This is a genomic window from Pseudomonas sp. AM4(2022) (assembly GCF_036346515.1).
GTDB lineage: Bacteria > Pseudomonadota > Gammaproteobacteria > Pseudomonadales > Pseudomonadaceae > Aquipseudomonas > Aquipseudomonas paracarnis.
In genome coordinates this window covers 21,408-41,054 of record NZ_JAOTNW010000030.1, presented here as the reverse complement: position 1 = coordinate 41,054, position 19,647 = coordinate 21,408, and the positions used below count along the sequence as shown (strand labels likewise).

The following is a 19,647-nucleotide window of genomic DNA, read 5'->3' as shown; positions in this document are numbered from 1 at the left end:
CGTCGGCCACGGAATTTAACGGCGCCCGAGCAGGCCGACCCACTGCACCAGCAATGCCTCGAGCAACAGCACGCGGTTGAGGTTGGCCTTGCCGAGGACTTTCTGGCGCTGGGCGAGGATCCAGTCCTGGATGTTCAGCACCTTGTCCTGGGCACTTTTTTGCGCCAGGTATTGCACGACCTTGCGCATATCCGCCAGGCCCAGGCCGTTCTCATCCTGGGTAAGCTGGTAGCGCAGGATCAGGCTGGACCAGTCGCAGAACCAGTCGAACAGCAGCAACAGCGGAATGTCCTTCCAGGCGCTTTCGGCCAGTTGCGTGGCGGACAGCTCCTGCTTGAGCAGCTTCTTCACGCCATCCACGACCAGTGCACGCTGTTCGCGCACCCCCTGAGCCTGCAGCTTCACCGCCGCCAAGGGTGAACCGGCCGCCAGGGTCAGCAACTCGCCTCGTTCTTCTGCGCTGCATTCCGGCAACGCCTGCGCCAGCCATTGCAGGCTCATGGCCTCGCTGGGCAACGGGCAAGCCTGCTGCACGCAACGGCTGCGAATGGTCGGCAACAGACGGCTGGACTGGTGGCTCACCAGCAACAGCACGGTATCGCCGGACGGCTCTTCAAGGCTTTTGAGCAAGGCGTTGGCCGCGTTGATGTTCATCGCCTCGACCGGCTCGATCAGCACCACTTTGCGCCCGCCCATCTGCGCGGTCTGCACCACAAAGCTGACCAGGTCGCGCACCTGGTCGACCTTGATGGCTTTGTCTGCTTCCTCGGGTTCCAGCACATAGTTGTCCGGGTGACTGCCGGCCTTGAGCAACAGGCAGGACTTGCACTCGCCACACGCCTCCAGGTTGACTGGGCGTTGGCACAACAGGCTGCCCATCAGGCGTTCGGCGAGGTGGCGTTTACCGATGCCCACCGGCCCATGCAGCAGATAGGCGTGGGCATGCTGGGCGCGCCCTGCCAGTTGCTGCCAGAGGCCGTCCTGCCATGGGTAGGACTCAGCCACGGGTGCGCTCCAACAGGGTGGGCAGCAGCGCGTCGATGGACTGTTGCACCTGGCTCAGCGGCTGGGCGGCGTCCAACAGGTAATAACGTGCGGGCTCAGCCTTGGCGCGCTGCAGGAAGGCACTGCGCACCGCATCAAAAAAGCCCTGGCCTTCCAACTCGAAGCGATCCAGACGACCTCGCGCACTGGCGCGGGCCATGCCCACTTCCACCGGCAGGTCGAACAATAGGGTCAGGTCGGGGCGCAGATCGCCTTGCACGAAGGTTTCCAGGGTGGCGATGCGCTCAAGGGACAAACCCCGCCCCCCACCCTGGTAGGCGTAGGTGGAATCGGTAAACCGGTCGCAGATCACCACGCCCCCCCGCGCCAGGGCCGGGCGAATCACTTCGGCCAGGTGCTGGGCACGGGCAGCAAACACCAGGAGCAGTTCGGTATCCGGGTTCATCGGCTCGTCACCCGGGGCCAGCAGCACTTCACGGATGCGCTCGGCCAATGGCGTACCGCCCGGCTCACGGGTCAGCACCACCTCGATGCCCTGCGCACGCAGGCGCTCGGCCAGGTAGTCACGGTTAGTGCTTTTGCCGGCGCCTTCCGGGCCTTCCAGGGTAATAAACAAGCCAGTCACAGGCAGTCCTTAGTCAGAGTCATTGCGGGCTTTGCGGCGCGGTAGTGTCCGGCGCGGGCTCGATCGGTGCGTCGGGGGTAGGCGCGTCGCTGGAAGGTGCCGAATCTTCCAGCGGTTTCACCACAGGCGCCGGGCTGGAACGGTAATCGGCACGGCGCTTGAGCTGGAACTCACGCACGGCGGCATTATGCGCATCCAGGTTATCCGAGAATATATGGCTGCCATCGCCACGGGCGACGAAATACAGGCTGCTGCCCGGTACCGGGTTCAGCGCAGCATGGATCGCCTCGCGGCCGACCATCGCGATGGGCGTGGGCGGCAGGCCGGCGACCATGTAGGTGTTGTAGGGGTTGGCTTCCTTAAGGTGGGCACGGGTCAATTTACCGTTGTAGCGCTCACCCAGGCCATAGATCACGGTGGGGTCGGTCTGCAGCAACATACCGATCTTCAGGCGACGCACGAACACACCGGCAATCTGCCCGCGCTCCTGGGGCACCCCGGTCTCCTTTTCCACCAGCGACGCCATGATCAGTGCTTGGTAAGGGTCGGTGTAGGGCGCGTCGGCGGCACGCTTGCTCCACTCCTGGGCGAGTACATCGTCCAGGCGGTTGTAGGCTTTTTTCAGGAATTCGACATCGGTCATGCCGCGGACAAAACGGTAGGTGTCCGGGAAAAACCGCCCCTCAGGAAACACACCTGGGTGGCCGAGCTTATCCATCACTTCGCTGTCAGTCAGGCCCGCGAGGGTCTGCACGATCTTTTCATGCTTGGCCAGGGCGGTGCGCACCTGACGGAAATTCCAGCCCTCCACCAAGGTCAGGCTGTACTGCACCACTTCGCCACGCTGCCACAGGCCGATCAAACCCTCGGCGGTAAGGCCCGGGCTCATGCGGTACTCGCCGCTGTGCAGTGGCTGGCCTTCGAGGTTGAAGCGCCAGTACAGGCGCAACCAAAAGGCATCGTCGAGCACGCCGTCGGCTTCCAGACGATTGAAGGTGCCCGTCGGCGTAGCGCCAGCAGGTACGTCGAGCAACTGCTCCTGAGGCAGCTTCAGGGGCTGCTTGAGGGCAGAGTCGAGTTTCCAGGCAGAAAAGCCCACGAGCAAAGCCGCCGAGACCAGGCTGATCTGCAGCAGTAACACCAGTTTTCGTATCAACTCAAATATCCAATAGCGCGCGAACAATGCCCTGCAGTTTACGGGTGAGTGGCCCAACCGGCCAGCTCATCGCAGCGCAACCACGCACCGGCCAAATGCCATATACGCTGTTGCAGACGAAGACCTCATCGGCCTGTTGCAACTGCTCAACACTGATGTCGGCCACGGCCACCGGGACGCCCAGCGCTTGTGCCTGAGCCAGCACTTCGGCGCGCATTACGCCGGCAACGCCACAACGGCTCAGATCAGCGGTTAGTAACAAGCCGTTGCGTACCAGGAAAAGGTTGCTGAATATGCCTTCGATCACCCGGCCAGACATGTCCAGCATCAGGCCTTCGGCATGTTCGGTATCTTGCCATTCGGCACGCGCGATCACCTGCTCCAGGCGATTGAGGTGCTTGATACCGGCCAGCAGCGGCTGCTGCGCCAAGCGCGTGACACACGCAAACAGGCGGACGCCGTCGACTTCATAGGCAAGGGGATAAGCAGCGCGCGCACTGCCCTGCAAAATACGGCGCACCGGAGCGCCAGGGTTGATGCCATAACCGCGCAAGCTGTCGCCACGGGTGAGGATCAATTTGAGAATACCGTCGCCAAGGGCGGCGGCGAAGCTCAGCACTTCGTGGCGAATCAACCCGTGATCCGCCACCAATGCCAAACGCCGGCAACCCTCTTCCAGGCGTTGCAGGTGACGGTCGAGCAGCAACGGCTGCCCGGCCTTGACGGCGATGGTCTCGAACACCCCATCGCCATAGGCCAGGCCGCGATCTTTCAGGGGCACGTTGTCCGCTGGCTGACCGTCGACCCAGCTGTGCATCACTCGGCGAACCGGCGGAACACAAGGGAACCGTTGGTGCCACCGAAACCGAACGAGTTGGAAATCGCCACGTCGATCGGCATGGGTTGCGCTTCGTGGGGCACGAAGTTCAGGTCGCAGCCTTCGTCAGGCTCATCAAGGTTGATGGTCGGCGGAGCGACCTGATCCCTGATTGCCATCACGCTGAAGATCGCCTCGACCGCGCCCGCCGCACCCAGAAGATGGCCGGTCATGGACTTGGTGGAGCTGACCGCCAGCTTGTAGGCATGCTCGCCGAACACCGACTTGATAGCCTCGGCTTCCGCCAGGTCGCCGGTCGGGGTCGAAGTGCCATGGGCGTTGATGTACTGCACCTGGTTGGGGTTGACCTTCGCATCGCGCAGGGCATTGGTGATGCAACGCGCAGCACCCGCACCGTCGGACGGCGGCGAGGTCATGTGGTAAGCATCGCCGCTCATGCCAAACCCAATCAGCTCTGCATAGATGGTGGCGCCACGCGCCTTGGCGTGCTCCAGCTCTTCGAGTACCAGCGCACCGGCACCGTCGGACAGCACGAAGCCGTCACGGCCCTTGTCCCACGGACGGCTGGCACGGGTCGGCTCGTCATTGCGGGTCGACAGTGCACGGGACGCGCCGAAGCCGCCCATGCCCAGGCCGCACGCGGCCATTTCGGCGCCGCCAGCGATCATCACGTCGGCTTCGTCGTAGGCGATGTTGCGCGCCGCCATGCCGATGCAGTGGGTACCTGTGGTACACGCCGTGGCGATTGCGTAGTTAGGTCCCTGTGCACCCAGATGAATGGACAGGAAGCCGGAAATCATATTGATGATCGAGCCCGGTACGAAGAACGGTGAAATTCGACGTGGGCCAGTCTCATGCAGCGTGCGGCTGGTTTCTTCGATATTGGTCAGACCGCCAATACCTGAACCCATGGCCACGCCGATGCGGTCACGGTTGGCGTCGGTGACTTCCAGGCCGGCGTTACGCACTGCCTGAAAACCGGCAGCCAGGCCGTACTGAATGAACAGGTCGAGCTTGCGGGACTCTTTGATCGAGAGATATTCCTCGACATTGAAGCCCTTTACCGAGCCGCCAAAACGGGTGGAATAGGCAGAAAGGTCCGTGTGTTCGATCAGACCAATACCACTGCGGCCAGCCAGAATGCCCTGCCAACTGCTCGGCACATCCGTACCCAGTGGCGACAACATACCCATACCGGTGACTACGACGCGTCTACGCGACACAGCACTCTCCTTTTTCTAATGACGACACTTTTCATCGCCGCTAAAGAAAAAACCGCACGCCTTTACAGCAGTGCGGTTTTTCCCTGACAGCAAGCGACGACTACAAACTATTACGCCTGGTGGCTAGTAACGTAGTCGATGGCAGCTTGAACAGTAGTGATTTTTTCAGCTTCTTCGTCCGGGATTTCGGTCTCGAATTCCTCTTCCAGAGCCATCACCAGCTCAACGGTGTCAAGGGAATCGGCACCCAGGTCTTCTACGAAGGAAGCAGTGTTGACCACTTCTTCTTCCTTAACGCCCAGTTGCTCGGCGACGATTTTCTTGACGCGCTCTTCGATGGTGCTCATACCTTGTTTAACTCCTAATGGACAAATTCAGGCAGCTGGCCAGTGGGTAAGTGTATAGAAAGCCTTTTCAGCTTTTCAACTGAAAGCTTCACCCTGTACCCGGTCGACCACCTGCCTATAAATTAAGTTGCAGCTTTATAACGGATTTTAGACAGCTCGTATGACATTTTTTTGAAGCGATCCGTCACAATTTAACTCATGTACATCCCGCCGTTAACCGGGATTGTAGCCCCAGTCACGTATGCCGCACCGTCGGATGCCAGGAAAGTGACCACATTCGCGATCTCTTGGGCCTGGCCCAGACGGCCCAGCGGAATCTGCGTCAGCAAGGCTTCGCGCTGTGCTTCCGGCAGTTCGCGGGTCATATCGGTGTCGATGAACCCAGGGGCCACCGAGTTGACCGTAATCGACCGCGAGCCGACTTCACGCGCCAGTGCGCGGCTGAAACCTTCCAGACCGGCCTTGGCAGAGGCATAGTTTACTTGGCCTGCGTTGCCCATGGCACCCACTACGGAGCCAATATTGATAATTCGGCCCCAACGCGCTTTGGTCATGCCGCGCAAAACGCCCTTGGACAGGCGAAACAGACTGTTCAGGTTGGTATCGACCACGTCGTACCACTCGTCGTCTTTCATGCGCATCATCAGGTTGTCACGGGTGATCCCGGCGTTGTTCACCAGGATAGCCGGCGCACCGAACTGAGCAGTGATCTGGGCCAGTACGGCAGCCACGGACTCATCGCTGGTCACATTCAGCTCAAGACCGGTGCCTTGCACGCCGTTTTCCTTCAAGGTCGCGGCGATACGCTCGGCGCCCGAGGCAGAGGTGGCGGTGCCGATCACAACGGCGCCCTGACGGCCCAGCTCCAGGGCGATCGCCTGGCCAATGCCACGGCTTGCGCCGGTAACCAGTGCAACTTTACCTTGCAGACTCATGCAGGCTTCTCCTAAGTACGGGATTCAGGCCAGTGCCGCGCGAGCGGCAGCGAAGGCTTCTGGGGTATTGAGGTTGGCGGTCGACACACCGTCGGCGCAGCGCTTGTTCAAGCCGGCCAGGACTTTGCCCGGGCCGCACTCGACCAGTTCGGTGGCACCGTTGGCGGCCAGGGTCTGGACCGATTCAACCCAGCGCACTGGCTTGTACAGTTGCTCCAGCAGGTCGCGCTTGAGGGTGTCGAGGTCGGCGGCCACGGCCGCGCTGACGTTCTGCACCAGCGGGATCTGCGGCGCCTGCCAGTTGATGGCAGCGATAGACTCGGCAAAACGCTCTGCCGCCGGGCGCATCAGCTCACAGTGGGACGGTACGCTCACCGGCAATGGCAGGGCACGCTTGGCGCCACGGGCCTTGCAACCCTCGATGGCACGCTCGACAGCTGCCTTGGCGCCGGCGATCACCACCTGGCCTGGGGAGTTGAAGTTCACCGCGCTGACCACTTCGCCTTGCGCCGCTTCGGCGCAGGCCTCGATCACCACCGCGTCGTCCAGGCCCAGGATAGCGGCCATGCCGCCCTGCCCGGCCGGAACGGCTTCTTGCATCAGTTGACCACGACGCTCGACCAGCTTGACCGCTTCAGCCAAGGTCAGGCTGCCCGCGGCCACCAGGGCGCTGTATTCGCCCAGGCTGTGACCCGCGACGAATGCAGGGCGCGCGCCGCCTTCTGCCAGCCACAAGCGCCACAGGGCGATCGAGGCGGTCAGGATGGCCGGCTGGGTCTTATCGGTTTGGTTGAGCATCGCTTCCGGCCCTTGCTGGGTCAGTGCCCACAGGTCGTAACCCAGGGCGTCAGAAGCTTCCTTGAAGGTGTCCAGGATCAGCGGAAATTGCGCGCCCAGCTCAGCCAACATGCCGAGGGACTGCGAACCCTGCCCTGGAAAGACGAATGCGAGGGATGTAGACATGTAACAAGCCCCTAATGATCTGGTCGTCAAAAATGCTCGCGCCTACGGTGGGAGCGAACGAAACTGACAGATTGGATGGTCAATTGAACTGGCCGGTCACATTTAAGCACTCCCGGGCCAATTCGCCTAAGGCAACAGGTCCTCAAGACGGCCATGCAAGCGTTGCGGCAGGTTCTCTTGAATCTCGATCAAGGCCCGTGCAATTGCACTTTGAAAGCCCAGCACACCGGCCGAGCCATGGCTTTTTACCACAATGCCCTGCAAGCCAAGAAAGCTTGCACCGTTGTGCCGTGCTGGCGCCAGGTCGGCCTGCAAGCGTCGCATCAGGGGCAGCGCCAAGGCACCCACCATACGTGACGCCAGGTTGCGCTTGAACAAAGCTTCGATACGCGTGGCGATCATGGTCGCCAGGCCCTCGCTGGACTTGAGCAGAATATTGCCGACAAATCCATCACACACCACCACATCAGCTTCGCCACGGTACAAACCGTCACCCTCGACAAAGCCAATGTAGTTCAAGCCCCGCGCGCTTTGTAGCAAGGTAGCGGCAAGCTTGACCTGCTGGTTACCCTTGATGTCCTCGGTGCCGATATTCAACAGGGCAACCCGGGGTCGGGCCACGCCCAGCGCTTCGGCGGCCACCGACCCCATTACGGCGAACTGCAACAGGTGCTCGGCGCTGCAATCGACATTGGCGCCCAGGTCCAGCAACTGGCAATAGCCCTTCTGCGTCGGGATCGCCGCCACCATCGCCGGCCGATCAATACCCGGCAGGGTTTTGAGCACGTGCCGCGACAAGGCCATCAACGCGCCGGTATTACCGGCACTGACACAGGCTTGCACCTTGCCATCACGCAACAACTCAAGGGCCACCCGCATTGAAGAGTCGGGCTTGCCACGCAGGGCAACCGCCGGCTTTTCATCCATGCTAATGGTTTCGCTGGCTGGCGTAATCGTCAGGCGCGCGCGATCCACCGCCGGATGGCTGGCAATCAGTTCTTCAAGTAGGGAGGGTTGACCGACGAGGGTCAGGTGCAGCGAGGGCGTGGCAGACAGGCTGGCAATGCAGGCCTGAACAATGCTGCGGGGACCGAAGTCCCCGCCCATTGCGTCAATCGCGATGACTTGAGCAGACAAGTGATTACTCGTCAGCGCCCTTGTCGATCACTTTACGGCCACGGTATACGCCTTCTGGCGATACGTGGTGACGCAGGTGAACTTCACCAGTGGTCTTTTCCACGGACAGGGTGCTAGCCTCGAGAGCGTCGTGCGAACGGCGCATGTCACGGGCGGAGCGGGATTTTTTGTTCTGCTGAACAGCCATAATTGATTAACTCCTAAACGTTTGGGTCACGCTTTAACTGCGCCAATACACTGAACGGGTTGGACCGCGTTACCTCGTCCTCGCTCGGCTCGGCCTCGTCATCGAGACCCTCCGGCTGCTGGCATTCTTCCGGATGATGAGCAGGCACAATGGGCAAGGCGAGCAAAAGCTCCTCCTCGATCAGTGCATGCAGATCCAATGGATCTTCGCCCAGTTCCAGCACGTCATAACCTTTCGGCAACGACTGGGTATTCGCACCCTCTTTCACCACAGCATAACTGCATTCGCTGTGGATCGGCAGGGTGACCAGCTCAAGACAACGCTGGCAAACCATTTTGACTTCGGTGTCGATAACGCTGTGGATTACCACAGATTTACGTTCATCTCGTTCAAAAACGAATTTCGCCTGCACCGTACCGACAGTGTCGGAAAGCGGGTCGCAGAGTCTCTCCAAATCGGCCAGCAGCACTTCACCTTGAAGGGTGGTGCCACGATCAGCCAATTTGCGCGGGTCAACGTGAGGTGGAATCGGGTCATTCAACATAGGCGCAGCATTATAGGGATGCACCCGGCCATGTCAAAGGAAATTCAGCCCTGTGCGTCAGCCGGTCACATCGCTAGAATCGGCGACTGCCTTGAGGAGACGTATATGCTGCCTTTATTACTCGCGTCCAGCTCGGTTTATCGCCGGGAATTACTGAGCCGCCTGCACCTGCCGTTCACCTGCAGCTCGCCGGATATCGACGAAAGCCACCGCCCGGATGAATCCGCTATCGAACTGGTCAAGCGCCTGGCCGAACAAAAGGCCCGCGCCCTCGCCGCCAGCCATCCTGGTCATTTGATTATTGGTTCCGATCAGGTCGCTGCGCTGGAAGGCAGGATTATCGGCAAACCCCATACGTTCGAAAACGCCCGCGAGCAATTACTGGCAGCCAGCGGCAAGCGTGTGAGTTTTCTTACCGGCCTGGCACTGCTCAACAGCGAGACGGGGCGCTGCCAGGTGGACTGCGTGCCGTTTACCGTACACATGCGCGAACTGGATGCAGAGCGTATAGAGCGCTATCTGCGGATCGAGCAGCCTTATGACTGTGCGGGCAGCTTCAAAGCAGAAGGGCTCGGCGTGAGCTTGTTCCGGAGCACCGAGGGACCGGATGCGACCAGCCTGGTTGGGCTGCCACTGATTCGACTGGTGGACATGCTGCTGACCGAAGGCGTGAAAACCCCTTAAGAACACTGCAAAACCAAATGTGGGAGCGGGCTTGCTCGCGAAAGCGGAGTGTCAGCCAATACAAGTGCGACTGATCCACTGCCTTCGCGAGCAAGCCCGCTCCCACATTTTGAGCTATGTCAGCCTTCAGATTTCAGCGCAGGGACGGCCCCTGGAAGCCCATGTACAGCGCCAATTTCTCCGCAACACTGGCACCGAGCTTCTTGGAGAAGCGATCAAACGGCGACTCCTCGACCGTAAAATCCACCAACTCCTTCTCGCCAATCACATCCCGCGCCACCGAGCTGGCACTGCCCAAGCCGTCAATCAAGCCCAGCGGCAACGCCTGCTCGCCCGACCACACCAACCCGGAGAACAGCTCCGGATGCTCCTTATCCTTCAACCGGTCACCACGGCCCTGCTTGACGCTGGCAATGAACTGACGATGGGTAGTGTCGAGCACGCCCTGCCAGAACGCGGTTTCATCCGCCTTCTGCGGCTGGAAAGGATCGAGGAACGACTTATGCTCACCCGAGGTGTAGGTGCGACGCTCCACCCCCAGCTTCTCCATGGCACCCACAAAACCGTAACCGGCCGCTGTGACACCAATAGAGCCCACCAGACTGGCCTTGTCGGCATAGATCTGGTCTGCGGCGCTGGCAATGTAATAGGCGCCCGAGGCACCCAGGTCGGAGATCACAGCATAGAGCTTGGTATCCGGATGCAAGGCGCGCAGACGACGAATCTCGTCATACACATAACCCGACTGCACCGGGCTACCGCCTGGGCTGTTGATGCGCAGGACCACGCCTTTGACCTTGGGGTCCTCAAACGCCGCGCGCAGGCTGGTGACGATATTGTCGGCACTGGCAGGCTCCTTGTCGGCAATTACGCCGCGCACCTCGATCAAGGCGGTGTAATGGCTACCACGGGTAGCGCTCTTTTCCATGTCCATCAGCGGACTGAACAGCGCCAGCACCCCAAGCAGGTATACAAAGGTCAGCAGCTTGAAGAAAATCCCCCAGCGCCGCGAACGCCGCTGCTCCTGGACGCTGGCCAGGAGGGTCTTCTCCAGCAGCTTCCAGCTTTTATCATCACTGCTCTCAGCCTTTTCAGGCGCCTTCCACTCGTCACTCATGCCATTAACCCCAGCAAAGACTTATAGGGCCCGGCTGAGCCAGGCCTGCAGTTCGGAAAAATGATCAATCTTCATCCTCGGCTCGTATTGCTGCAACGCCTCGGCAGACTGGGCGCCGTAGCTGACGGCGACGCTGTCCATGCCCGCATTGCGCGCCATCATCAGGTCGAAAGACGCATCGCCAACCATCAATGCCTCGCGTGGCGTAACGCCACAGTGCGCAAGGATCTGCTCCAGCATCAAGGGATGAGGCTTGCTGGCGGTTTCATCCGCAGCGCGGGTGATATCAAAGTAATCTTCCCAGCCGTGAGCCTTGAGCACACGGTCCAGGCCGCGACGAGCCTTGCCGGTAGCGACCGCCAGGTGATAACCCTCGGCACGAAACGCTTCCAGCGATTGCACCACGCCTTCAAACAGCGGCGAAGGGGTAGCTTCCAGCGCAATGTAGTGGTCGGCGTAGTGCTCCCGAAACGCCACCAGCTCAGCGTCGCTGATGTCGGGGTACAGGGTGCGAATGGCTTCAGGCAAACCCAGGCCGATAATGCCCTTGACCGCCAGGTCCGTGCACAACTCAAAGCCCGAGCGGGTCGACGCCATGTGCATGGACTCGACGATGCGACCAATGGAATTGGCCAGCGTCCCGTCCCAATCGAAGATCAGCAGCTTGTAGTCAAGGTGCGACACTCAAACGCTCCACGGTCTTGGCCCACATTTCATCGACCGGCGCCTGCAATTTCAGCTCGCCGCCATCGGGTAGCGGCACGGTGAGCATGTAGGCGTGCAGGAACAGGCGCTTGCCGCCCAGGTCGCGAATTTCCTTGGAGAAATCCTCGTCGCCGTACTTGGTGTCACCCGCGATGCAGTGGCCCGCATGCAGGGTGTGTACACGAATCTGGTGGGTACGGCCGGTGACCGGCTTGGCCTCCACCATCGTGGCGAAGTCCCCGAAGCGCCGCAGCACCTTGAACAGAGTCAGGGCCTCTTTGCCCTCCTCGTCCACTTCGACCATGCGCTCGCCGGAGCGCAGGTTGCTCTTTTGCAACGGCGCACGCACGCTCTTGATCGAGCTGGCCCAGTTGCCGCGCACCAGCGCCATGTAGCGCTTGTCCACGCCATCACCACGCAGGGCGGTGTGCAAGTGGCGCAACATGCTGCGCTTCTTGGCGATCATTAACAGGCCGGAGGTGTCACGATCCAGGCGGTGCACCAGTTCCAACTCCTTGCAATCCGGGCGCAACTGACGAAAGGCTTCGATCACGCCGAAGTTCAAGCCACTGCCACCATGAACCGCAATGCCACAAGGCTTGTTGATCACGATCAGCTTGTTGTCTTCGAACACGATCGACGCCTCCAGGCGCTGCAACAACCCCTGGGCCAGCGGTACCGGTTCGTCGCGCTCAGGCACGCGCACAGGCGGCACACGGACGATATCGCCCGCCTGCAGCTTGTACTCAGGCTTGATGCGCCCTTTGTTCACGCGCACTTCGCCTTTACGCAAAATGCGGTAAATCAAGGTCTTGGGCACGCCTTTGAGCCTGGCCAGGAGAAAATTGTCGATGCGTTGGCCGGCATATTCCGGCGAGACCTCAAGCAGCTGGACGCTGGGGGTCGGGGGGGTGGTAGTCGTCATGGCGGCGATGATAACAATTTTTTATGGAATTGAAGCACTTAATCATTACTGCTATAGTCGCGAACGCCGCCAAAAGCGGCCTGGACAGAGGACATGCGGCAAACTGCCGGCCCTGACCATCGCAATTCATCAGGACGCGAGGCCGTCCTACGGGGCTTTCGCCACCCAGGAAGGCTCAAGATTGTAACAAGCGCAGGTGACATGAGGCCTGAAGCGAGTGCAGAAAGCAGAGTGAATACTCGCCTTTTGCGCCGATATTTACGGCCAGTTCACAAAGTGCAGTCAGTTTTGAGCCAGACCATGGCGAATGCTTCGGAAACAACGCCTGTTAAGAGCTGAGTGAGAGCGCAACCGCCCACACCTAGTCTTGTTTAGCCATGAGCGTGGACTCCCCATTGGAGAACACGGTAAATGCCAACCCGCTGCGGATTCTGCGCGCGGCAGCACCCGAATTATCAGGGATACGTGTAGGGTGGAGATGCACAACCGTCGGACTGTGTAGCACTAGGCTTGTTTTAGACGCTTCATCTCGTCCACAGTCGCCGGTTGATTCCTCCTCCTGACCTTAGCTTTTGTTGAAGTGGTGCCTTTGTCACCACCGCTAACGAGCAGGACGCGTCCGTCGCGATACCGGCCCAATTGGCCGATTTTGCTGGACACTGGAGTGGCCAACCACTCTTGACGCACCTGACACCGACCGTGAGAAGTCGTGTGTGCCGAACGCCGTTTCCGGCAGCCCGGAAACCGACGGTACAACATGAAAAGAATGCTGATTAACGCAACTCAACCCGAAGAGTTGCGTGTTGCACTGGTAGATGGCCAACGCCTCTACGACCTGGACATCGAATCTGGTGCACGCGAGCAGAAAAAGGCCAACATCTATAAAGGCCGTATCACTCGCATCGAACCAAGCCTTGAGGCTGCCTTTGTCGATTTCGGCTCCGAGCGCCACGGCTTCCTGCCCCTCAAAGAAATCTCCCGCGAATACTTCAAGAAAGCCCCTGAAGGCCGCGTGAACATCAAGGACGTCCTGAGCGAAGGCCAGGAAGTCATCGTCCAGGTCGAAAAAGAAGAACGTGGCAACAAGGGCGCGGCCCTGACCACCTTCATCAGCCTCGCCGGTCGTTACCTCGTACTGATGCCGAACAACCCACGTGCCGGCGGTATTTCCCGTCGCATCGAAGGCGAAGAACGCAACGAACTGCGTGAAGCGCTGAACGGCCTGATTGCACCGGCCGACATGGGCCTGATCGTGCGCACTGCAGGCCTTGGCCGCAGCAGCGAAGAAATGCAGTGGGACCTCGACTACCTGCTGCAACTGTGGACCGCTATCAAAGAAGCGTCCCTGGATCGTTCCGCGCCGTTCCTGATCTACCAGGAAAGCAACGTGATCATCCGCGCCATCCGCGACTACCTGCGCCAGGACATCGGCGAAGTGCTGATCGACAGCGTTGAAGCCCAGGACGAAGCCCTGACCTTCATCCGCCAGGTGATGCCGCAGTACGCCAGCAAGATCAAGCTGTACGAAGACAGCGTGCCACTGTTCAACCGTTTCCAGATCGAAAGCCAGATCGAGACCGCCTTCCAGCGCGTAGTCGAACTGCCTTCCGGCGGCTCCATCGTGATCGACCCGACCGAAGCCCTGGTGTCCATCGACATCAACTCGGCACGTGCGACCAAAGGCAGCGACATCGAAGAAACTGCCCTGCAGACCAACCTGGAAGCGGCTGAAGAAATCGCCCGCCAGCTACGCCTGCGTGACATCGGCGGCCTGATCGTGATCGACTTCATCGACATGACCCCTGCCAAGAACCAGCGCGCCGTGGAAGAGAAAGTCCGCGAATGCCTGGAAGCTGACCGCGCTCGCGTGCAAGTCGGCCGCATCTCGCGCTTCGGCCTGCTGGAAATGTCCCGTCAGCGCCTGCGTCCATCCCTGGGCGAGAGCAGCGGCATCGTCTGCCCGCGTTGCAACGGCACCGGCATCATCCGTGACGTTGAATCGCTGTCCCTGGCGATCCTGCGCCTGATCGAAGAAGAAGCCCTGAAAGACCGCACCGCCGAAGTACGCGCACAAGTGCCGATTCCGGTTGCCGCCTTCCTGCTCAACGAAAAACGCAACTCGATTACCAAAATCGAACTGCGCACCCGTGCCCGTATCGTCATCCTGCCGAACGATCACCTCGAAACGCCGCACTTCGAAGTTCAGCGCCTGCGTGATGACAGCCCGGAAGCCCACAGCGGCCAGTCCAGCTATGAAATCGCCGCAGCTGCTGCCGAAGTCGAAGAAGTCCAGCCAGCCGCTGCGACCCGCACCCTGGTTCGCCAGGAAGCGGCCGTCAAGACTGCGCCGGCCCGCGCCAACGCACCGGTACCGACCGAAGCCGCCGCCCCGGTTGCCGCGCCAGCCGCCCTGCCTGAGCCAAGCCTGTTCAAGGGCCTGGTGAAGTCGCTGGTCAGCCTGTTCGCCACCAAGGAAGAGCCTGCTGCCCCGGTTGTGGTTGAAAAACCTGCCGCCGAGCGCCCGGCGCGCAACGAAGAACGTCGCAACGGTCGCCAGCAGAGCCGTAACCGCAACGGCCGCCGTGACGAAGAGCGCAAGCCTCGCGAAGAACGTGCTCCGCGTGAAGAACGGGCACCACGTGAAGAGCGTGCGCCTCGCGAAGCCCGTGAAGACACCCCGACCGTAGCTCGTGAAGAACGTGCACCGCGTGAAGAACGCGCCCCACGTACCCCACGCGCTCCACGTGAAGATCGTAAGCCGCGTGGCGAGCGTGAAGAACGCGTGCGTGAACTGCGCGAACCTCTGGACGCGGCACCTGCCGCTGCCGCTGCCGCAGCCGTTGCCACCGAAGAACGCCCGGCCCGCCAGCCGCGTGAAGAGCGCGCACCACGCGAAGAGCGCCAACCGCGCCCGCCACGTGAAGAGCGTCAACCACGCGCCGAGCAAGCCGCTGCCGCCAGCGAAGAAGAAGTACTGACCGGCGAAGAGCAACTGCAGGAAGACGGCCAGGACAACGCCGAAGGCGATCGTCCACGCCGCCGCTCCCGTGGTCAGCGTCGTCGCAGCAACCGTCGTGAGCGTCAGCGTGATGCCAACGGCAACGTAATCGAAGGTTCGGAAGAAACCGGCGAAAACGCAGAAGCTGCCCACAACGAACCAACAGGCGCCGAACTGGCTGCCGGTTTGGCCGTTACCGCTGCCGTTGCCAGCTCGGTCATCAGCGCACCTGCTGAAGCTCAGGCTCACGAGCAAGCCGAACGCGCTACCGCCGCTGTCGAAGACACCGTTGCAGTAGAAGCGCCAGTGGCCGAGACCCCAGCGGTTGAAGCGCCGGCTGTTGAAGCGCCAATCGTTGAAGCCACGACCCCTGTCGAAGCCCCAGTGGTTGCGGAAGTGGAAGTCGCACCGGTTCGCGATGCACAGCCGGAAACCGACGTGGTTGCCGTTGAACCAGCTCCATTGGCTGAGCCTCAGCCAGTAGTCGAAGCGGCTGTAGAAGCTCCGGTGGTCGAAGAAGCTGCCCCGGCTGTGCGTGAAGTTCGCGAAGAACAGGCCGCCTTCCAGTGGACTGCCGAACCTGCCGCACCGGTTGAAGCGCCAGCACCTGCCCCTGTGGCAGAAGAAGCACCGGCACCGGTTGCCGAAGTCGTCGCCGAGCCAGCCCCAGTGGTTGAGCCGACGCCGGTTGTGGAGCCTGCGCCCGTGGTTGAAGTTGAAGCCCCGGTGGTTGCCGAAGTGGCCGCCCCTGTAGTTGAAGCTGCACCTGCCAGCGCCCTCACCGAAAATGGCCGTGCGCCGAACGACCCACGTGAAGTGCGTCGTCGCCGCAAGGAAGCCGAAGCAGCTGCCGCAGCGGCTGCCCAGGCGGTAGAGCACAAGGCCGTGGAAGAAGAGCCTAAACCCCTCGTCTGATTCCATCCGCCACTAAAAAGCCCCGCCTGAGCAATCAGGCGGGGCTTTTTTTTGCAAAAGATTCGAACACACGGCTGTTCAAGTGCGGGAGGGGCTTGCCCTAATGCCTGTAGGAGCGCTCGACGCTGAAACTCAACCGTTGCGGCACGTCCACATCCCATAGCACCCCAGGATCATCCACCTGTACGCCCCGCACCTGTGCTTGTGCAAACAAAGGCTTCGCGCCACGGTCCCCGGTCAACGCCATCAATGCAGGCCCGAATACACGACCAAAAGCCACCGGATGCCCATACTGCCCGGCATGCACAGGTACTGTGATGTTTTCCGGATCGGCCAGCACACGCTCGATCGTCGCGGATCGAATAAACGGCATATCACCCAGCACCACTAGCCAGCCATCCGCCGAGGCGCTGGCCGCAACGGCGGCGGCAATGCTGTCGCCCATACCGGCCGATTCCAACAGCAGGACCTTGCAACCGTGCGCGTCAGCTAAACGAATCACCTCAAGGCGCTCCGGTGAGGTCACCACCCAGCGTTCAACAAGCGTCGCGGGCAGGTTAACCAGCACCTGCTCGATGACCGGCCGGATAACGCCATCCAGCCCCACGCAAGCAGCCAGTAACTTGTCTTGATCCGCCCCGGCTTCGGCGCGAAAGCGACTGCCCTGCCCCGCTGCCAACACAATCGCTGTAACGGTCACTGCGCCGCTACCGCCAGAGGTTTTTTCTGCATCGGTGCCACGCCGTTCTTGATCGCGACAATTTCCGCCATCAACGACAGGGCAATCTCCGCCGGTGTATGGCTGCCGATATGCAAACCAATCGGCCCGTGCAAGCGCGCAATCGCATCCGCCGACAAGCCCAGCGCCGCCAGGTTCTCCCGGCGCTTCTGGGTATTGACCCGCGAACCCAGGGCGCCGATATAGAACGCCGTGGAGTTCAGCGCCGTCAGCAACGCCATGTCATCCAGCCGTGGATCGTGGGTCAGGCAGACAATAGCCGTGCGCTCATCGGTGTGAATATTCAACACCGCCTCGTCGGGCATGCCCGGCACAAAGCGGCCATGCTGATCTTCCCAACCGTAGACGAACTCTTCGCGGGGGTCGCAGATCAGCACTTCGAAATCCAGCAGGCGCGCCATTTCCGCTACGTAACGCGACAGCTGCCCGGCACCGATCAACAGCAGGCGCCAGCGCGGACCGTAGATGGCGCGCAAGTGTTCGCCGTCGAAACTTACCACGTCGGTCTTGCTGGCGGCGCTCAAGGTCACTTCGCCGGTGGCCAGGTTCAGCTCGCGAGCGACAATCTGATGATCTTCACAACGCGCCAGCAGCGCTTCGACCCACCCCCACTCTTCCACGCGCTCCTCGGTGAGCCGCAGGGTGCCGCCGCAGGGCAGGCCAAAACGTGCCGCCTCATCGCGTGTGACGCCGTAGGTCACCAACTGCACGGGCGGGCCGTCAGCAGGCAAGCGGCCGTCTTGCAGGCGCGCGATCAAGTCATCCTCGATGCAACCGCCCGACACCGAGCCAATCACCACGCCATCACCGCGCAGGGCCAACATTGCGCCCGGCGGGCGCGGCGCACTGCCCCAGGTTTGCACCACGCTGTACAACATCACGCGCTGCCCGGCGCGACGCCATTGCAGCACGCTGCGCAGGACGTTCAGATCCACACTGTCCATCAGGCCTCCGGTAAGTACTGTCGCGTTCACTGTAAACCAAAAATATCCGTTGTATCCCGCCAGAAACGCAAACGCCCCGAACCAGTCGGGGCGTTTACGGATAGCGTTGGCGTCAGTTCACGCCAGCAGCCACTTACTTGACGACAGGCGCCGGGCCTTCAGCCACGCCCAGGTCATCGAGCTCGCGGGTTTCGGAGATACCGGTACCGCCAGACGCCAGCTCGCTTTGCAGCTTGTCGGTGTCCAGCTCCTTGACCCACTTGGCCACAACGATGGTGGCAACTGCGTTACCCACCAGGTTGGTCAGGGCACGGGCTTCGGACATGAAGCGGTCGATACCCAGGATCAGCGCCAGGCCGGCAACCGGCAGGTGGCCAACGGCCGACAAGGTGGCGGCCAGTACGATGAAGCCCGAACCGGTCACGCCAGCCGCGCCTTTGGACGACAGCAGCAACACCAGCAGCAGGGTGATCTGGTGAGTGATGTCCATGTGGGTGTCGGTCGCCTGGGCGATGAACACGGCCGCCATGGTCAGGTAGATCGACGTACCGTCGAGGTTGAAGGAGTAACCGGTTGGAATAACCAGGCCGACCACGGACTTCTTCGCGCCCAGGCGTTCCATCTTGATCAGCATACGCGGCAGTGCGGATTCCGAAGACGAGGTGCCCAGTACGATCAGCAGTTCTTCACGGATGTAGCGGATCAGCTTCAACACACTGAAACCGTGAGCGCGGCAGATAGCGCCCAGCACCAGCACCACGAACAGGATGCAGGTGATGTAGAAGCAGATCATCAACTGGCCCAACTGCACCAGGGAACCGACACCGTAGGCGCCGATGGTGAACGCCATGGCGCCCAGGGCACCGATTGGCGCGAGCTTCATGATCATGTTGATGATGTTGAACATCACGTGGGCGAAGCGATCGATGAAGTCCAGCACCGGCTTGCCGTAGGCACCCAGGCGGTGCAGGGCGAAACCGAAGATCACCGAGAACATCAGCACTTGCAGGATGTCGCCGTTGGCGAAGGCGCCGACGATGGTGTTAGGGATGACGTTGAGGATAAAGCCGACGATGCTCTGGTCTTTACCGGCGGTGACGTAGGCCGCCACTTTGGAAGCATCCAGGGTTGCAACATCGATATGCATGCCGGCCCCCGGCTGCACCACGTTAACCACGACCAAGCCAATCAGCAGGGCGATGGTGGAAACGATTTCGAAGTACAGCAGCGCGTAGCCGCCGGTCTTGCCTACCGATTTCATGCTTTGCATGCCAGCGATACCGCTGACCACGGTGCAGAAGATGATCGGGGCGATGACCATTTTGATCAGCTTGATAAAGCCGTCACCCAGTGGCTTGAGGGCCACGCCGGTCTGCGGGTAGAAGTGGCCGAGCAAGATACCGATAACGATTGCGACGATCACCTGGAAATACAGGGATTTGTAGATTGGCTGACGAGTCGTCATTGCAAAGTTCCTCAATCGTCCCGTGTGGCAAATATCCGCCATTGCCCACGGCACTTGAATTGCGAACCCTCCTGCACTGGAGGGATTTGTTGTTTGCGAAGCCTGTAGGAACAAGCCTGCGCTGTAATCCTTATCGCAAACAGCGTGCCACTTCGCTTAAACGCGCTGAAGGCCTTTAGACATCAGGGCTTGGGG

At 60.8% G+C, this 19,647-nt stretch carries 19 protein-coding genes; 2 read left to right on the top strand and 17 right to left on the bottom strand.

The features are described 5' to 3' along the window. Positions 1-15: 15 nt before the first annotated feature. The 11 genes from ODQ19_RS25985 to ODQ19_RS25935 form a co-directional block, all read right to left on the bottom strand. Entirely contained in the window at positions 16-1,005 is a 990-nt protein-coding gene (locus tag ODQ19_RS25985; protein WP_034128434.1) for a DNA polymerase III subunit delta', read from the bottom strand. Then, positions 998-1,630 (bottom strand): dTMP kinase, encoded by a 633-nt coding sequence (gene tmk, locus ODQ19_RS25980; RefSeq protein ID WP_330211603.1) that lies wholly within the window; start codon positions 1,628-1,630, stop codon positions 998-1,000. The genes ODQ19_RS25985 and tmk overlap by 8 nt, the downstream gene beginning before the upstream one ends. A 19-nt stretch (positions 1,631-1,649) precedes the next feature. After that, a complete protein-coding gene (mltG, locus tag ODQ19_RS25975; protein WP_003189280.1) occupies positions 1,650-2,786 on the bottom strand; it encodes an endolytic transglycosylase MltG in 1,137 nt (378 codons plus the stop codon). A gap of 1 nt (position 2,787) precedes the next feature. After that, complete coding sequence (gene pabC, locus ODQ19_RS25970) at positions 2,788-3,603, bottom strand: aminodeoxychorismate lyase (RefSeq protein WP_116668173.1); 816 nt, start codon at positions 3,601-3,603, stop codon at positions 2,788-2,790. Further along, positions 3,603-4,847 (bottom strand): beta-ketoacyl-ACP synthase II, encoded by a 1,245-nt coding sequence (gene fabF, locus ODQ19_RS25965; RefSeq protein ID WP_034128438.1) that lies wholly within the window; start codon positions 4,845-4,847, stop codon positions 3,603-3,605. Before fabF ends, pabC begins: the two co-directional genes overlap by 1 nt. A 110-nt stretch (positions 4,848-4,957) precedes the next feature. Further along, positions 4,958-5,194 (bottom strand): acyl carrier protein, encoded by a 237-nt coding sequence (acpP, locus tag ODQ19_RS25960; RefSeq protein ID WP_003175607.1) that lies wholly within the window; start codon positions 5,192-5,194, stop codon positions 4,958-4,960. A 191-nt stretch (positions 5,195-5,385) separates the two neighbouring features. After that, complete coding sequence (gene fabG, locus ODQ19_RS25955; protein WP_003189275.1) at positions 5,386-6,129, bottom strand: 3-oxoacyl-ACP reductase FabG; 744 nt, start codon at positions 6,127-6,129, stop codon at positions 5,386-5,388. A gap of 24 nt (positions 6,130-6,153) precedes the next feature. Beyond that, positions 6,154-7,092, bottom strand: coding sequence for an ACP S-malonyltransferase (gene fabD / locus ODQ19_RS25950; protein WP_330211602.1), 939 nt, complete (start codon positions 7,090-7,092; stop codon positions 6,154-6,156). 126 nt (positions 7,093-7,218) lie between these two features. Then, positions 7,219-8,229 carry a phosphate acyltransferase PlsX gene (gene plsX / locus ODQ19_RS25945; RefSeq protein WP_084479911.1) on the bottom strand — a complete coding sequence of 337 codons (1,011 nt, stop codon included), beginning with the start codon at positions 8,227-8,229 and terminating at the stop codon, positions 7,219-7,221. Between the two features lie 4 nt (positions 8,230-8,233). Then, positions 8,234-8,416, bottom strand: a complete 183-nt coding sequence (rpmF, locus tag ODQ19_RS25940; RefSeq protein ID WP_003179396.1) for a 50S ribosomal protein L32 — start codon at positions 8,414-8,416, stop codon at positions 8,234-8,236. A 13-nt stretch (positions 8,417-8,429) separates the two neighbouring features. Beyond that, positions 8,430-8,960, bottom strand: a complete 531-nt coding sequence (locus ODQ19_RS25935) for a YceD family protein (RefSeq protein WP_003175611.1) — start codon at positions 8,958-8,960, stop codon at positions 8,430-8,432. A 105-nt stretch (positions 8,961-9,065) separates the two neighbouring features. Between ODQ19_RS25935 and ODQ19_RS25930 the strand changes: the two genes are divergently transcribed. Further along, a complete protein-coding gene (locus ODQ19_RS25930; RefSeq protein ID WP_116668170.1) occupies positions 9,066-9,644 on the top strand; it encodes a Maf family protein in 579 nt (192 codons plus the stop codon). A gap of 133 nt (positions 9,645-9,777) precedes the next feature. Here the strand turns inward: ODQ19_RS25930 and ODQ19_RS25925 are convergent, their stop codons facing one another. The 3 genes from ODQ19_RS25925 to rluC are packed head-to-tail and all read right to left on the bottom strand — an operon-like array spanning position 9,778 to position 12,391. After that, a complete protein-coding gene (locus ODQ19_RS25925; RefSeq protein WP_330211601.1) occupies positions 9,778-10,761 on the bottom strand; it encodes a S49 family peptidase in 984 nt (327 codons plus the stop codon). A gap of 21 nt (positions 10,762-10,782) precedes the next feature. Next, complete coding sequence (locus ODQ19_RS25920; protein WP_330211600.1) at positions 10,783-11,445, bottom strand: HAD-IA family hydrolase; 663 nt, start codon at positions 11,443-11,445, stop codon at positions 10,783-10,785. Next, a complete protein-coding gene (gene rluC, locus ODQ19_RS25915; RefSeq protein ID WP_014719568.1) occupies positions 11,432-12,391 on the bottom strand; it encodes a 23S rRNA pseudouridine(955/2504/2580) synthase RluC in 960 nt (319 codons plus the stop codon). Before rluC ends, ODQ19_RS25920 begins: the two co-directional genes overlap by 14 nt. A gap of 766 nt (positions 12,392-13,157) precedes the next feature. Between rluC and rne the strand changes: the two genes are divergently transcribed. Continuing rightward, positions 13,158-16,304 (top strand): ribonuclease E, encoded by a 3,147-nt coding sequence (rne, locus tag ODQ19_RS25910; RefSeq protein ID WP_330211599.1) that lies wholly within the window; start codon positions 13,158-13,160, stop codon positions 16,302-16,304. Positions 16,305-16,404: 100 nt separating this feature from the next. On the opposite strand, the gene ODQ19_RS25905 is transcribed toward rne, so the two are convergent. From ODQ19_RS25905 to ODQ19_RS25895, 3 genes are all read right to left on the bottom strand, one after another. Next, positions 16,405-17,004: a nucleotidyltransferase family protein gene (locus ODQ19_RS25905; RefSeq protein WP_330211598.1), complete on the bottom strand. Its 600-nt coding sequence runs from the start codon at positions 17,002-17,004 to the stop codon at positions 16,405-16,407. Then, entirely contained in the window at positions 17,001-17,987 is a 987-nt protein-coding gene (locus tag ODQ19_RS25900; protein WP_330211597.1) for an XdhC family protein, read from the bottom strand. The genes ODQ19_RS25905 and ODQ19_RS25900 overlap by 4 nt, the downstream gene beginning before the upstream one ends. Positions 17,988-18,120: 133 nt before the next feature. Next, on the bottom strand, positions 18,121-19,452 hold the full coding sequence (locus tag ODQ19_RS25895; RefSeq protein ID WP_003189258.1) for a dicarboxylate/amino acid:cation symporter: 1,332 nt from the start codon (positions 19,450-19,452) through the stop codon (positions 18,121-18,123). Between the last annotated feature and the right edge of the window lie 195 nt (positions 19,453-19,647).